Origin of the sequence: Piscinibacter lacus, from assembly GCF_016735685.1 — a bacterium.
Classification (GTDB): domain Bacteria; phylum Pseudomonadota; class Gammaproteobacteria; order Burkholderiales; family Burkholderiaceae_C; genus Aquariibacter; species Aquariibacter lacus.
The window spans coordinates 301,875-316,171 of sequence record NZ_JAERRA010000001.1 but is presented as its reverse complement, the minus strand read 5'-3'; the positions used below and the strand labels follow the sequence as shown (position 1 = coordinate 316,171).

The following is a 14,297-nucleotide window of genomic DNA, read 5'->3' as shown; positions in this document are numbered from 1 at the left end:
GGTGTGCGCTCACATCACAGGGGACGGGTCAGGGTCGGCATGCCGTCCTGCTGCACCTCGCCGAAGGCCAGGCGGACGAAGGCCTCCTCGAAATCCGCCTCGCCCGCCACCGCGCACAGCGTGGCCACGCTGCCGCGCGCCACGGTGCGGCCGCGGGCGACGATGACGATCTCGTCGCAAAGCTGGGCCACTTCGCTCATCACATGGCTGGACAGCACGATGCACTTGCCGCCGCCCGCCGGGCTGGCCAGGTGGCGCAGGGTCGCGCGCAACTGGCGGGTGGCGATCACGTCCAGGCCATTGGTCGGCTCGTCCAGCAGCAGGTTGGGCGGATCGTGGATCAGCGCGCGGGCCAGCGCGGTCTTCATCCGCTCGCCCTGGCTGAAGCCCTCGGTGCGGCGGTCGAGCAGCGGGCCCAGGCCCAGGGTCTCGCCCAGCTCCTCGATGCGCTGCGCCGCGGCCACCGGGCCCAGGCCCTGCAGCGCGGCGTAGTAGGCGATGTTCTCGCGCGCGCTCAGCCGGGGGTAGAGGCCGCGCGGGTCGCCGAGCACGCCGAGCCGGGCCCGCGCGACGCCGGCCTCGGCCTGCACCTCGCGGCCGTCGATCAGCACCCGGCCGGCATCGGGCGCGATCAGGCCGGCCATCATCCGCATCGTCGTGGTCTTGCCGGCCCCGTTGGGGCCCAGCAGGCCGGTGATGCGGCCGTCTTCGGCGCGGAAGCTGACCTCGCGCACGCCGACCACCGGCGCGTCGACCCCGCCCGGGCCGCCGAAACGCCGCCACCACGGCCGGCGCGGCCCTGCCGCATAGCGTTTGGCCAGGCCCTCGACGACGATCATGGCGCAGCGGCGCCGGGCTGCGGCGGCAGGAAGACGGGCGGGCGTGGCATCGCGGCCAGGCAGTCGGCCGCCCGGCTCAGGGCCGGACCGAGGGCGTCGGCTTCATCCTGCGCATCGATGAAGCGGTGCAGCAGCGGCCGCGCGCAGCCGGTGCCCAGCACGCCGTGGCCATGGTGCGGCGCGACGAGGTGCCGCACCTTGGGCCCCAGGGCCTCGGCGGCCCGCGCCGCATGGCGCGGCGGCGTCACCGGGTCGGCGCCGCCGCTGAGCATCAGCACCGGCACGGGGCTGGGGCGTAGCGACCCGGCCTCGGGCGACAGCTCGGCCCGGGGCCAGTCGGGACAGACGCTGCGGTAGGGCTCGGCCGCCTCGGCCGCCGGGCCGCGCGGGAAGTCCTCGGAGCAGATCACCGCGAAATGCGGCCCCTCGGCCAGGCCGCCGTTGCGGCCCCCGAGCGCGGCGCCGTGCATCGAGGCCAGGCCGAGCAGGGCCTCGAAGCGGCCGGCCGCTGCCTCGCTCAGGGCATGCGGCAGGCCGGCGGCGGCGAGCGGGCTGTAGAGCGTGGCGCGCAGCAGGCTGCGCAGCGCCTCGGGCGGCGGCGACCAGGTCTGGCTGCGGCCGTCGAGCGGGTCGCGCACGCTCACGCCGGTCGGCGGCTGGCGCAGCAGGGCTGCGGTCTGCGCGCGCAGCGCGGGCAGGCGGCGGCTGCAGGCGGCGTCCTGTTCGCAGGCACGCAGGCTGGCGTCCAGCGCGGCCTCGCCGTCGGCCGCCTGGCTGTAGGGCAGGCCCTGGTCGGGCGGCGTGACGCCGTCCAGCACCGCCCGCCGCACCTGCCCGGGGTGGCGCTGCAGGTAGTCCAGCACGGCCCGGGTGCCGTAGGACACGCCGACCAGGTTGAGCTGGTCCAGGCCCAGGGCGATCCGCACCGCCTCCACATCGTCGGTGGCCGAGGCGGTGGCATAGAAGCGCGGGTCGCCGTGCGGCAGGCTGGCCCAGCCGGCGATGCAGGCGCGCAGCCGCGGCAACTGGGCCAGGGGGTCGAAGCGCTCGCTCAGCGGCGGGGCTGCGGCGCCGGGCGGCGTCTCCGGGCAGCGCAGCGGCGAGGAACGGCCGGTGCCGCGCGCATCGATGAAGATCAGGTCGCGCCGCGTGTTCAGCCGGGCCAGCAGGGGCTGGACCTGGGGGGCGAGGCCGATCGCGCTCTGGCCCGGTCCGCCCGCGAAGAACAGCACCGGGTCGGGCAGCTTGCGCCGCGCCGTGGCCGGCAGCACGGCCAGGTGGAGGCTGATCGAGGGGCCGTCCGGGCGCCGGGTGTCCAGCGGGCGGCGCAGCTCGCCGCACAGCACCTCGGTGGCCAGGCCCGGGATCCGGCAGGGCTTGAGCGCAAGCGGTTCGGCCGCCTGCGCCGGACCGGACGAGAGCAGGGCGAGGAGCCCGGCGAGCGATCCGGCCCGCAGCCAGGTGGCGGCGGCGGAGACGGCAGGACAGGGGCGCGGCGGCATCGCGCGAATTCTGGGTGTTGCCGCCTTGCCCGTGTCAGCGGGTCGGCCACCGCCGGGGCAGGGAAAGCCTCCCGATCCGCCCGGCGGCCCGTCCGCTCAACGCAGCCAGGCGTCCCAGCCGGTCTTGAGGATCAGGCCGCCGACTACCACCAGGAACATGCCGCGCACAAAGCCCGCGCCATGCCGCAGCGCCAGTCGCGTGCCCAGCAGGCTGCCGGCGACATTGGCCACCGCCATGGCCAGCGCCCAGCCCCACCACACATGGCCGGTTGCCGCGAACAGCGTCAGGGCCGAGGCATTCGCCGCGCAGTTCAGCAGCTTGGCCGAGGCCGAGGCATTCAGGAAGTCGTAGCCCAGCAGGCGCACCAGCAGGAAGACGAAGAAGCTGCCGGTACCCGGGCCGAAGAAGCCGTCGTAGAAGCCGATGGCCAGGCCGATCAGGCTGGCCACCGCCGCCTCGCGGCGCCCCTGCCAGCGCGGCCGGTGCTCGCGGCCCAGGTCCTTGCGCATCAGGGTGTAGACCAGCAGGCCCAGCAGCAGCAGGGGCAGGGCCTTGCGCAGCCAACTGCCGTCGATCTGCGTCACGCACCATGCACCGGACAGGCTGCCCAGCAGGGTGGCGGCCGCCGCAGGCAGCAGGGTCGACCAGGGCAGTTGCACGCGCCGCGCGTACTGGGCGGTGGACCAGGCCGTGCCCCAGATCGCCGCGCCCTTGTTGGTGCCGAAGAGCGTGGCCGGCGCGGCCTGCGGAAACACGCTGAACAGGGCCGGCACCAGGATCAGGCCGCCGCCGCCGACGATGGCATCGACGAAGCCGGCCGCCAGGGCCGCGGCAATCAGGATCGGGGCATCGAACATGCGGACAGGCGGGGGGCGGGGGGCGCGTAGAGCCGCCGAGTGTCGCCGGACCGGAAAACAAAAAAGCACCGAGGGTGCCGGTGCTTTCTCGTCAGCCGCCCTGTGGATGGGCGGCTGGGGGTGCGCGGTCTGGGCCGTCATCACCGGGTCGCAGGGTTGCGACTGTTTGTGTCTCCTCGATCCCCCGCTGGGCGGTTTGCGCCGCCGCGAGTGCGCGCACTGTAGGAGCGAGGAGGGTCGCCGCCGACCGGGTCTAACCCTGATCTGACGGCGACCGCGGCCCGACCGCAGTCGCTGGCCGGATTACTTGCCCGGGCCGGGGTTGGCCTTCAGCCAAGCGGCCATCTCTTCGGGCGAGATGTAGCCGTCCTTGTTGGTGTCGATCTTGGTCCAGTCACGACCGGTTTCCTTGCCCTGGGCCATCACGCCGGCGGCAAAGGTCAGGGACATGAGCAGGGCGAGCGTCGTCTTCAGCATGGGGTCTCCTCGTTGGGTTGAATCGCGGCGTCCTGGGGACACTCGAGAGCGCAAGCGGTCCGGCAAGCCGTTCCACCGCACCTTCGGAGACTAGAAGTCTCAGGACATGTCCACAAGCGCAGCAGCCCGAGGATCGCAGAAATCCGGGACAAGTTCCCGGCGCGCGCCGGGAACGCCATGACCCAGGGTTGCCCCGGATGCGGGCCTTGGCGAAGCCCCCGCTCTCGCCCCCGAAACAACACTTTGTGCGCCTTGCAAGCGCAGATCGCTCGCCCAAACGGTGCAGTTGCTCCAATAATGCGACGGCTTGGATTGGGCGCCCTCTCTTCTCCCCTCTCACAACGGCGTGGCGGTCTCGACAGGTCATAGCTCCATCACAGGCTCGAGGGGTACCGACTGGTACCGAGATGATTGTTTGAAGTTGGTTGAAAGGCGCTCTCCATGGGCAACAAGCTTTACGTAGGCAATCTGGCCTACTCGGTGCGCGACGAGGAACTCCTCGAAGCGTTCTCGCAATTTGGTTCGGTGACCTCCGCCAAGGTCATGATGGATCGCGACACCGGTCGCTCCAAGGGTTTCGGTTTTGTCGAGATGGGCAGCGATGCCGAAGCTCAATCGGCCGTCCAGGGCATGAACGGTCAGCCGCTGTCGGGTCGCCCGCTGGTGGTCAACGAAGCCCGTCCCCGCGAAGAGCGTCCCAGCGGTTTCCGCGGCCCCTACGGCGGCGGCGGTTTCAACCGCGGCCCGCGTGAAGGCGGCGGCGGTGGCGGCGGCTACGGTGGTGGTGGTGGCGGCGGTTACGGCGGTGGCGGTGGCGGCGGTGGTTATGGCGGCGGCGGCCGTGGCGAAGGCGGCGGCGGTGGTGGCCGTGGCGGCTACGGCGGCGGTGGCGGTGGCTACGGCGGCGGTGGCCGCGGTGAAGGCGGCGGCGGTGGCCGCGGCGGCTACGGTGGCGGCGGCGGTGGCCGTGGCGGCTACGGTGGTGGCGGCGGCGGTTACTGATCGCATGCCCCGGGGCCTGCGCGACTAGCGCCCGGCCCCGACACGCAAGACAACGGCGGCTTCGGCCGCCGTTTTGCATGGGCGATCGGCGCCCGGCAGATGCGGCGTCTGCCCCTTCGGCCTCAGTCGGCCTGGCGCGGCTTGCGACCGCGGCCGGCGAGCAGGCGGTCGAACAGCGGATTCGGCAGCAGACGCAGCAGCTTGGCCACCACGCCCATGGGCCGGGGGATGACCCGGTAGCTGTCGCCCCGGGCGATGGCCCGGAAGGCCTGCTCCGCAAAGGCCTCGGCCGATATCAGGAAGGGCATGCCGTAAGGGTTACGCGCCGTCAGCGGCGTGGCCACATAGCCCGGCACCAGGGTCACCACCTGCACGCCCTGGCCGCGGCATTCGCCGCGCAGGCTTTCCAGATAGGCGACCACGCCAGCCTTGCTGGCGCAGTAGGCGCCATGGCCGGGCAGGCCGCGGATGGCGGCCACGCTGGCCACACCGACGAGGCGGCCACTTCCGCGCGCCCGCATCGGCCCGAGGAAGGGCTGGAAGCTTGCGGCCACGCCGAGCAGATTGGTCTCCAGCGTGGCACGGAAGACGGCCAGGTCGGCCGCGATGGCCGTGTCGACCCCGACGCTGATGCCGGCATTGGCGATCACCACATCCGGCAGGCCGAGCTGCGCCAGGCAGGCCTGGCCGGCCGCAAGCACGCTGGCTTCCTGCCGCACATCGGCCGCGAAGGCGGCCCAGTCGCCGGTCGCCCAGCCCTCGGCCTGGCACCAGGCCTCGATGGCCTCGACCCGGCGGGCCATCAGGGCCAGCCGCCAGCCGGCGGCATGGAAGCGCCGCGCCAGGGCCTGGCCGATGCCGCTGGAGGCCCCGGTGATGCAGACCAGCGGGCGGGCGTCGTGCGCCGGGCTCATGGCAGGGCGGCCGACGCCGGTGCCTCGGCCTGGGCGGCCGGCGCCAGCCGGCCGGGATCGCCCGGCGCCAGGAAGCGACCGCGCACGCCCCCGCCCAGCACCGCCACCTGCTGGGCATGGTCGTAGTCCAGGGTGCCGGCCTGCACCTCGCTGCGCCGGTCGCGGAAGGTCACGGGCAGGCGGCTGCGCAGGGTCTTTCGGTCGGGAAAGACCTCCAGCTCCTCGCCGAGGAACTCCAGGCGGCCCGGGTCCGCGTCTCCGGCCGCGCCATCCGGCGAGAGTGTGCGCTCACGTTGAATCAGCACCTTGCCCTTCATGCGCAGTTCGCTGCCGTCTTGCAGGCCCCAGCCCTGCTCGGCCCGGCCGCGCAGCAACTGGCCCTCGCCCTCGAAGCCGAGCAGGCGGATCGCGTCGATCTCGACCGTCCGGGTGTCGGGGAAATGCCGCAATTCCTCGCCGGACAGGCGGGTCTGCAGCCGGCCGTCGGGGGCATAGGCGCTCATCGCGAAGCGCTGCATGGTGTAGTCGGGCTCATGCCGCAGGGCGCGCGCGGGCTCGGCCGCCTCGGGGTCGGGCGTGCTGCGGACCAGCCACCAGCTCAGGCCGGCGAGCAGGGCCATCAGCACCACCGGCAGCGAGCCGAGCAGGGCCTCCCAGGCGCGGGCATAGAGCCGCAGCGGCCAGGGGCCGGCCGGGCCGGGCCGGGCTTCACGCCGGCGCAGCGGGGCCAGGGGACGCAGCTCGGCGAAGGGGGCCTCGTCGGCTTCGTCGCCGAGCGGCAGATCGGGCGGCGCGGCCTCGCCGCCGCGCGGCGGGTTCATCGGGCGCTTCCGTCCAGCGTGCCCAAATGGCCCTGCAGCAGCCCGGCATAGCGGCCGGCGGCCATCAGCAGCAGGTCGCAGAGCTCGCGCGCCGCCCCCTGGCCGCCCGCCGCCGCGGTGATGTGGTGTACGGCCGCGCGCACCTCGGCATGGGCGCCGGGCGGGCAGGCGGCGAAGCCGGCGCGCAGCAGCAGGGGCAGGTCGGGCCAGTCGTCGCCGATGGCGGCGACTTCGGACCAGTCCAGGCCCAGGCGGCCGAGCAGGGCCTCGGCCGCCGCCAGCTTGTCACCGGCGCCGTAGACGGCGTGTTGCAGACCCAGGTCGGCGACCCGGCGCCGCACGGCGGCGGAGTCGCGCCCGGTCACGATCAGCGGCTCGATGCCGCCGCGCGCCAGCAGCTTCAGGCCATGGCCGTCGAGCACCGAGAAGGGCTTGATCGTCTCGCCCTCGGCCGCGATCCAGACGCTGCCGTCGGTCAGCACGCCGTCCACATCGAAGAGGGCCGCACGCAGCGTGCCGGCCGGGCCCTGGGCCGCCAGCAGCAGCTCGGGCGCAAAGCGCAGGGTGGGGCGAAGCGGGCGGGGCAGGGTGGACATGGACAGCTCAGGGTAGGCGCCGGCCTCAGATGACCTTGGCGCGCATCAGGTCGTTGGTGTTGATCGCGCCGACCAGCAGGCCGCCGCCATCGACGACCAGCAGGCTGGTGATGCGGTGCGCCTCCATCAGCCCGGCCGCCTCGACCGCAAGCGCATCGTCGCGGATGCTGCGCGGCGCGTCATGCATGAGCTGCTCGGCCCGGTGGCCGCGCCAGTCGCCGCCCTTCTCGATCAGGCGACGCAGGTCGCCGTCGGTGAAGACGCCCCGCGGCCTTCCGTCGGCATCGACCACGGCGGTGAAGCCCAGGCCCTTGGCGCTCATCTCGCGCAGCATGGTGGTGAAGGGCGTGTCCGGCGCCACGCGCGGCACGGCCTCGCCGGCGCGCATCAGGTCGCGCACATGCAGCAGCAGCTTGCGGCCCAGGGCGCCGCCGGGATGGGAGCGGGCGAAGTCCTCCTCGCGGAAGCCTCGCGCCTCCAGCAGGGCGACGGCCAGGGCATCGCCCAGGGCGATCTGCACGGTGGTGCTGGCCGTGGGCGCCAGGTTCAGCGGGCAGGCCTCCTGCTCGACCGCGGTCGACAGGGCGGTGCTGGCATGGCGGGCCAGGGTCGAATCGGGCCGGCCGCTCATCGCGATCAGGGGCACGCCCTGGCGCTTGAGCACGGGCAGGATCACGTTCAGTTCGTCGCTTTCGCCGGAGTTGCTGATCGCGATCACCACATCGGCGGCCGTGACCATGCCCAGGTCGCCATGGCTGGCCTCGGCCGGGTGCACGAACAGGGCCGGCGTGCCGGTGGAAGCCAGGGTCGCGGCGATCTTGCGGCCGACATGGCCGCTCTTGCCCATGCCCATCACCACCACCCGGCCGCGGCAGGCCAGCACGGTGGCCACTGCGGCGGCGAAGGCGCCGGCCTGCGGGGCCTGGCCGAGCCCGGCTTGCAGCTTCAGCAGGGCCTGGGCCTCGATGCCCAGCGCGCGCATGCCGGCCTGGACGGCGCGCTCGCCGGCGGCGGGGCAATCTCCGGCGCGTGCCTCATCGTTCGGTAGCATCGGCTCATTCTAGGTGGCGCCCTTCTTGCAAGCCGCTGCGGTCGGCCGCAGTGCGCTTCGCTTTCTTCCTTCCCTGTCGCGCCGGCTGCGCGGACCTGCTGAGCTGCATGGCCTCCACCCTCGACCTGACCCTGCTGTACCTGGTGGCCGCCGTGCTGGGCGTGGTCGCCTGCCGCCTGTTGAAGCTGCCGCCGATGCTGGGCTACCTGGCGGTGGGCGTGCTGATCGGGCCGAATGCGCTGGCCCTGGCCAAGGATTCGGCCGGCATCCGTTACCTGGCCGAATTCGGTGTCGTCTTCCTGATGTTCGTGATCGGGCTGGAATTCAACCGGCCCAAGCTGCGCGCGATGCGCACCCTGGTCTTCGGCCTGGGCCTGTCGCAGGTCGGCCTGACCATGCTGGCCACCTTGATGCTCAATGCCAGTCTGGCCTGGGGCCTGGCCCTGCTGGGCCGAAGCTGGAGCCTGGGCTGGCCGCATGCCCTGGCCCTGGGGGCGGCGCTGGCCATGAGCTCCACCGCCATCCTCGTCAAACTGATGGCCGAACGCCTGGAGCTGGAGAGCGAGCACGGCAAGCGGGTGATGGGCGTGCTGCTCTTCCAGGACCTGGCCGTGGTGCCGCTGCTGGTGCTGATCCCGGCCCTGGGCGAGCTGCAACCCGACGGCGCCGAGGACCTGGCCCGCGCGCTCGGCCTGGCCGGCCTGAAGGCCGCCGTGCTGCTGGGCCTGCTGCTGGTCGGCGGGCCGCGTGTGATGCGCTGGTGGCTGACGATGGTCGCCCGCCGCCGCAGCGAAGAGCTGTTCGTGCTGAACCTGCTGCTCGTCACCCTGGGCCTGGCCTGGCTGACCGAGCATGCCGGGCTCTCGCTGGCCCTGGGCGCCTTCGTCGCCGGCATGCTGATCGCCGAAACCGAATACAAGCACCAGGTGGAGACCGACATCCGGCCCTTCCACGACGTGCTGCTCGGCCTCTTCTTCATCACCATCGGCATGAAGCTGGACTGGCGGGTGGTGACCGAGCACTGGGCCATCGTCGCGCTGCTGACCACGCTGCCGGTGCTCTTCAAGTTCGGCCTGGTGACCCTGCTGGCGCGGGCCTTCGGCGCCCCGTCCGGCACCGCGCTGCGCACCGGCCTCTACCTGGCCCAGGCCGGCGAGTTCGGCTTCGTGCTGCTGGCCCTGGCGGCCGAGGCCGGCCTGATGCCGGCGCGGCTGGAAAGCCCGGTGCTCGCGGCCATGGTGCTGTCCATGCTGGCCACGCCGCTGATCGTGCAGCGCAGCGACCGCATCGTGATGAAGCTGGCCGCCAGCGACTGGCTGATGCAGTCGGTGCAGCTCACCACCATCGCCAAGCGCTCGATCCGCACCGAGGCCCACGTGATCATCTGCGGCTACGGCCGCAGCGGCCAAAACCTGGCGCGCATGCTCGACAGCGAATCCATCCCCTACATGGCGCTGGACCTGGACCCCGACCGCGTCCGCCAGGCCGCCGCCGCCGGCCAGAGCGTGGTCTTCGGCGATGCGGCCCGGCTCCAGAGCCTGATGGCCGCCGGCCTCGCGCGGGCCACGGCCGTGGTCGTCAGCTACCACGACAGCGCCTCGGCCCTGCGCATCCTGCAGCTCGTGCGCGAGCATGCGCCGCGCGTGCCGGTGGTCGTTCGCACCATCGACGACACCGATCTGGAGAAGCTGCGCGCCGCCGGCGCGACCGAGGTCGTGCCCGAGGCCATCGAAGGCTCGCTGATGATGGCCTCGCAGGTGCTGGCCCTGGTCGGCGTGCCGGTGCGCCGCGTGCTGCGCCTGGTACAGGCCCAGCGCGAGGCGCGCTACGGCCTGCTGCGCGGCTGGTTCCACGGCGCCGACGACGACAGCAGCGAGGACCAGGGCCAGGTCCGCCTCGCCACCGTCAGCCTGCCGCTGGCCAGCCGCCTGGCCGGCCAGCCGCTGGAAGCCGCCGGCCTGGCCGTGCTGGGCGTGTCCATCGTTTCCATCCGCCGCCAGGGAGGCGCGGTGCTGCGGCCGCAAGAGGATCTGCAATTCGGCGGCGGCGACACCCTGGTGCTCTCCGGCCGGCCCGAGGCCCTGGCCCTGGCCGAGGAGAAGCTCTCCAAGGCCTGAGCCTGCTCCCTGTCCTGCCGCGCGCCGCGCGGCTACTTTCTCCACCCCAGCCCGCCATGGACGACCGCGACCTGATCCGCCAGACCCTCCGCACCGTGCCCGACTGGCCCGTGCCGGGCGTGCAGTTCCGCGACATCACGCCGCTGCTGCAGAACCCGCGCGTCTTCCGCGTGCTGATCGACCAGTTCGTGCACCGCTACTTCGATGCGCGGCCGGACGCGATCGCCGGCATCGACGCGCGTGGCTTCATCCTCGGCGCGGTGCTGGCCTATGAGCTCAACATCGGCTTCGTGCCCATCCGCAAGAAGGGCAAGCTGCCTTTCGACACGGTCGAGGAGTCCTATGCGCTCGAATACGGCGAGGCCACCGTCGAGCTGCACACCGATGCCGTCAAGCCCGGCGACCGGGTCGTGCTGGTCGACGACCTGATCGCCACCGGCGGCACCATGCTGGCCGGCAAGAAACTGCTGGAGCGCCTGGGCGCCACCGTGATCGAGGGCGCGGCCATCGTCGACCTGCCCGAGCTGGGCGGCAGCACGCGGCTGCGCGCTGAAGGCCTGGCCCTGCACACCCTCGTCAGCTTCGACGGGCACTGAGGCCCGCCGCGGCTCACCAGTACTGCCAGGCGCCCTGCTGGATCACCCAGAGGCCGAGCACGCCATTGGTCACCGCATGGGCGACCACGGCCGTCCACAGCTTGCCGGTCTGGCGGTAGAGCAGCGCATAGGCCAGGCCGGCCAGCACGGCCGCCAGCCATTCGGTGTGGGCCAGGGTGAAGACGCCGGTCGACAGCAGCACCGCCCGCGCGCCGACCGTGCGCACCTCGACATGCAGGAAGTCGGCGCGCTCGATCCAGCGCATCAGGTAGCCGCGCCAGAACAGCTCCTCCATCAGCGGCACCACCAGGGCCGCGCCGGCCCAGCGCAGGGCGATCAGCTCCCATTGCAGCCGGCCCTCGGCATCGTGGGCGCGGAAGCCGGCGCTGGGCTCGCCAAGCCGCATCCACGGCTCGTTCAGGCCGATCCACAGGCCGAAGACCGCCAGGCCCACCGCCACCGCCAGGCCCCAGTCGCCTGCGGCCATGCGGGCAGCCGGGCCGCGCAGCTCGCTGTAATGACGCCAGCCCCAGGCCAGCAGCAGCGCGGCCAGGCCGGCCTGAAGGCCGTAGAGCAGGCCGCTGACGGTGGCCACCGGCAGGCCGGCGACCAGGCCCTCCTCGGGCAACTGGCCGCGCAGGGCCAGCACGAGCATGAAAGCCGCGAAGGGCAGGATGCGGACGCGCGCTTCGGGCGAAAGGGGCAGGGCCATGGGCGGAGGAGGGCGGGGGACGCGGGAAGGCCTCAGTCTGCCAGCCCCGCGTGCGGGCCCGGTGACGCGCAGCTTTCTACCTGCAAGCCGATGCGCTCGCCCAGGCGCGCCGGGCCGGCGGCCGGCCCGGCGCCCAGGCGCCGCAGGCGGAAGACGGGAAGGTCTGCCGCAGCGCTTTCGCATACGGCCGCGGCGGCTGCGTCCGCCTCGAAGACGGCGACCAGCTCGCCCTGGGCCAGGGCTGCGTGCAGGGCCGCCTCGTCGCGCAGGCGGTCGTCGATGCGGCGGCCGTCCAGGGCGCCGGCCAGGCGCAGCAGTCGGCCCAGCAGCGGACGCGCCAGCGCCGCTTCATCGACCAGGCAGCGCACCGGCCGCGGCCCCAGGGCCTGCAAGAGCAGGGGGCCGAGCGGGCCCAGCGCCGGGACACGCAGCAGGGCCGGGCCGGTGGCTGGCAGTGCCTCCGCGCCCTCCACCCGCAGGCGGTGGACCGGCCGGGCCGCGACCAGCACCGCCAGGCGCAGCAGGTAGTCGGGCACGCAGACGAAGACCGCGCCCGCCACCAGCGCATTGAGCAGCGCCGTCGCCAGGATCAGCTCCTGCAAGCTGGCCCCCGCCGCCAGCAGGGCGCCGGCCAACAGGCTGCTGGCCACCATGAACAGGGCATTGAGGATGTTGTTGGCCGCGATGATCCGCGCCCGGTGGCTGGGCGGCGAGCGCAACTGGATCAGGGCATACATGGGCACGCTGTAGAGGCCGGTGGCCGCTGCGAGCAGGGCCAGGTCGGCCAGCACGCGCCAGCCGCCGGGCGTCGCCAGGAAGCCCGCCACATCCCGCAGCGGGCCGGGGCCGGGGGCGAAGCCGCGCGTGGCCAGGTAAAGGTCGATGCCGAAGACGCTCATGCCGATCGCGCCCAGCGGCACCAGGCCGATCTCCACCTGCTTGCGGCTCAGTTGCTCGCAGAGCAGGGCGCCCAGGCCGATGCCCACCGAGAACACCGCCAGCAGCAGCGAGGCCACGCCGGCATCGCCGCGCAGCACCTCCTTGGCCAGGGCCGGGAACTGGCTGAGCAGCACCGCGCCGTAGAACCACATCCAGGAGATGCCGAGCAGGGAGCGGAAGACCACTGCATCGCCGCGCGCCTGCTGCAGATTGCGCCAGGTCTCGCTCAGCGGGTTCCAGCGGATCCGCAGTCCCGGGTCGGCGGCCGGCGAGGACGGCACCCGCTGCGCGCTCCAGCGGCCCAGGGCCGCCACGACCAGGCAGGCCCCGGCCACCGCCAGCGGCCCCTGCGGGCCGTCGATCAGCAGGCCGCCGGCCAGGTTGCCGAGCAGGATGGCGACGAAGGTGCCCATCTCGACCATGCCGTTGCCGCCGGTCAGCTCCGCCGGGCTCAGGTGCTGCGGCAGGTAGGCGAACTTGACCGGCCCGAACAGCGTGGACTGCAAGCCCATCAGGAAGATGCAGGCCAGCAGCAGCGGCAACTGCTCGGCCAGCAGGCCCCAGGCGGCCAGGGCCATGATGAGCAGCTCCAGGTCCTTGGTCCGGCGCATCAGCGCGGCCTTCTCGTACTTGTCGGCCAACTGGCCGCTGCTTGCCGAGAACAGCACGAAGGGCAGGATGAAGAGCGCGCCGATCACCAGCCCGGCCATCGCCGGCGGCAGCCAGGCGACCTGCACCTGGTAGGTCACCAGCACGGTGAGCGCGAACTTGAACAGGTTGTCGTTCGCCGCTCCGGCGAACTGCGTCCAGAAGAAGGGCCCGAAGCGGCGCTGGCCCAGCAGGGCGAAGGGGTCGGTGAAGGCCACGGGGCGACTCCTTGCGGGCGGGGGGGCGGCGCCCGGCCTTACACCGCCCGGTGGTCCAGCACGTAGCTGGGCGTGTCGGTCTGCGCCAGGGCGGCGGCCAGCCAGGGCAGGCTGGACTTGAGCTCGTCGTGCAGGGTCCAGGGCGGATTGACCAGGAAGACGCCGCTGCCGGCCAGGCCGAAACCCTGCGCATCGGGCGCCTGCACGGTCAGCCGGGCATGCAGCCAGCCCAGGGGCTTGCCGCCGGCGCCGGCCTTGCCCAGGGCCTCGATGGCGGATTTCAGCCGCCGCGGCAGCTCGGCCGCCTCGACCCGCTGCACCTGCGGATACCAGACCAGGATCACCGTCTCCGGGAAGCGCTGCAGCGTCTCGCGCACGGCGGCCAGCACCTTGGGGTAGTCGCCGCGCGTCTCGTAGGACGGGTCCATCACCAGCACCGCGCGCCGCGAGGGCGGCGGCAGGTGGGCACGCGGCGCGGCGAAGCCGTCGGCCCGGTGCACCCGGGTCAGGCGGCGGTCGATCTGGTGGCGGGCCAGCGATTCGACATCGGTCGGATGCAGCTCATAGAGCATCAGCGGATCGTCCTCGCGCAGCAGCATGCGCGCGATCTCGGGCGAGCCGGGGTAGCGGCCCAGGCCGCCGCCGGGGTTGAAGGCCTGCAGCAGCTCCAGGTAGCGCTCGACCGCCTCGGGCGGCTTGTGCCGCGCCTTGTGCGCCAGCACGCGGTGGATGCCGAGCTCGGCCTCGCCCTTCTTGCGCGCCTCGGCGCTGCCCAGCGAATAGGCGCCGGCCCCGGCATGGCTGTCGATCAGGGTGTAGGGCCGCGGCTTCTGGTTCATGTACTGAAGCACCTGGACGAGCACCAGGTGCTTCAGCACATCGGCATGGTTGCCGGCGTGGAAGGCGTGTCGGTAGGCCAGCATGGTGGGAATCCGGACAAGGGGAGCGGGCCGCGCCGCCGGCCGCCCGCGGGCAGGCCCGGGCAGCCCGGCGGGAATCGGCAGGCT

General features: G+C 73.1%; 14 protein-coding genes. 3 read left to right on the top strand and 11 right to left on the bottom strand.

Annotation, left to right across the window (positions count from 1 at the left end):
* Positions 1 to 14: 14 nt before the first annotated feature.
* The 4 genes from JI742_RS01475 to JI742_RS01460 form a co-directional block, all read right to left on the bottom strand.
* The gene (locus JI742_RS01475; RefSeq protein ID WP_201823306.1) at positions 15 to 839 is read right to left on the bottom strand and encodes an ABC transporter ATP-binding protein; all 825 of its coding nucleotides are present in this window, start codon (positions 837 to 839) and stop codon (positions 15 to 17) included.
* Positions 836 to 2,341 (bottom strand): alpha/beta hydrolase, encoded by a 1,506-nt coding sequence (locus tag JI742_RS01470; protein ID WP_201823303.1) that lies wholly within the window; start codon positions 2,339 to 2,341, stop codon positions 836 to 838. Before JI742_RS01470 ends, JI742_RS01475 begins: the two co-directional genes overlap by 4 nt.
* A 96-nt stretch (positions 2,342 to 2,437) precedes the next feature.
* Positions 2,438 to 3,199 (bottom strand): sulfite exporter TauE/SafE family protein, encoded by a 762-nt coding sequence (locus JI742_RS01465; protein WP_201823300.1) that lies wholly within the window; start codon positions 3,197 to 3,199, stop codon positions 2,438 to 2,440.
* 303 nt (positions 3,200 to 3,502) lie between these two features.
* Positions 3,503 to 3,676, bottom strand: coding sequence for a hypothetical protein (locus JI742_RS01460; protein ID WP_201823297.1), 174 nt, complete (start codon positions 3,674 to 3,676; stop codon positions 3,503 to 3,505).
* Positions 3,677 to 4,117: 441 nt separating this feature from the next.
* On the opposite strand from JI742_RS01460, the gene rbp reads away from it, so the two are divergent.
* Positions 4,118 to 4,678 (top strand): RNA-binding regulator, encoded by a 561-nt coding sequence (rbp, locus tag JI742_RS01455; protein WP_201823295.1) that lies wholly within the window; start codon positions 4,118 to 4,120, stop codon positions 4,676 to 4,678.
* A 122-nt stretch (positions 4,679 to 4,800) separates the two neighbouring features.
* Here rbp and JI742_RS01450 read toward each other — a convergent pair whose 3' ends face one another.
* Genes JI742_RS01450 through JI742_RS01435 form a run of 4 tightly spaced genes read right to left on the bottom strand, consistent with a single transcriptional unit; the run spans position 4,801 to position 8,060 of the window.
* The gene (locus tag JI742_RS01450; RefSeq protein ID WP_201823293.1) at positions 4,801 to 5,592 is read right to left on the bottom strand and encodes an SDR family oxidoreductase; all 792 of its coding nucleotides are present in this window, start codon (positions 5,590 to 5,592) and stop codon (positions 4,801 to 4,803) included.
* A complete protein-coding gene (gene lptC / locus JI742_RS01445; protein WP_201823290.1) occupies positions 5,589 to 6,413 on the bottom strand; it encodes an LPS export ABC transporter periplasmic protein LptC in 825 nt (274 codons plus the stop codon). The genes JI742_RS01450 and lptC overlap by 4 nt, the downstream gene beginning before the upstream one ends.
* On the bottom strand, positions 6,410 to 7,009 hold the full coding sequence (locus tag JI742_RS01440) for a KdsC family phosphatase (protein ID WP_201823288.1): 600 nt from the start codon (positions 7,007 to 7,009) through the stop codon (positions 6,410 to 6,412). The genes lptC and JI742_RS01440 overlap by 4 nt, the downstream gene beginning before the upstream one ends.
* A gap of 25 nt (positions 7,010 to 7,034) precedes the next feature.
* A complete protein-coding gene (locus JI742_RS01435; protein WP_434057624.1) occupies positions 7,035 to 8,060 on the bottom strand; it encodes a KpsF/GutQ family sugar-phosphate isomerase in 1,026 nt (341 codons plus the stop codon).
* 107 nt (positions 8,061 to 8,167) lie between these two features.
* Between JI742_RS01435 and JI742_RS01430 the strand changes: the two genes are divergently transcribed.
* Entirely contained in the window at positions 8,168 to 10,177 is a 2,010-nt protein-coding gene (locus tag JI742_RS01430; protein WP_201823286.1) for a cation:proton antiporter domain-containing protein, read from the top strand.
* 56 nt (positions 10,178 to 10,233) lie between these two features.
* Positions 10,234 to 10,773 (top strand): adenine phosphoribosyltransferase, encoded by a 540-nt coding sequence (locus JI742_RS01425; protein ID WP_201823282.1) that lies wholly within the window; start codon positions 10,234 to 10,236, stop codon positions 10,771 to 10,773.
* Between the two features lie 13 nt (positions 10,774 to 10,786).
* Here the strand turns inward: JI742_RS01425 and JI742_RS01420 are convergent, their stop codons facing one another.
* Genes JI742_RS01420 through JI742_RS01410 form a run of 3 tightly spaced genes read right to left on the bottom strand, consistent with a single transcriptional unit; the run spans position 10,787 to position 14,213 of the window.
* The gene (locus JI742_RS01420; protein ID WP_201826272.1) at positions 10,787 to 11,485 is read right to left on the bottom strand and encodes a CAAX prenyl protease-related protein; all 699 of its coding nucleotides are present in this window, start codon (positions 11,483 to 11,485) and stop codon (positions 10,787 to 10,789) included.
* A gap of 32 nt (positions 11,486 to 11,517) precedes the next feature.
* Positions 11,518 to 13,290 (bottom strand): MFS transporter, encoded by a 1,773-nt coding sequence (locus JI742_RS01415; protein WP_350309615.1) that lies wholly within the window; start codon positions 13,288 to 13,290, stop codon positions 11,518 to 11,520.
* Positions 13,291 to 13,328: 38 nt separating this feature from the next.
* On the bottom strand, positions 13,329 to 14,213 hold the full coding sequence (locus JI742_RS01410) for a 23S rRNA (adenine(2030)-N(6))-methyltransferase RlmJ (protein ID WP_201823278.1): 885 nt from the start codon (positions 14,211 to 14,213) through the stop codon (positions 13,329 to 13,331).
* Between the last annotated feature and the right edge of the window lie 84 nt (positions 14,214 to 14,297).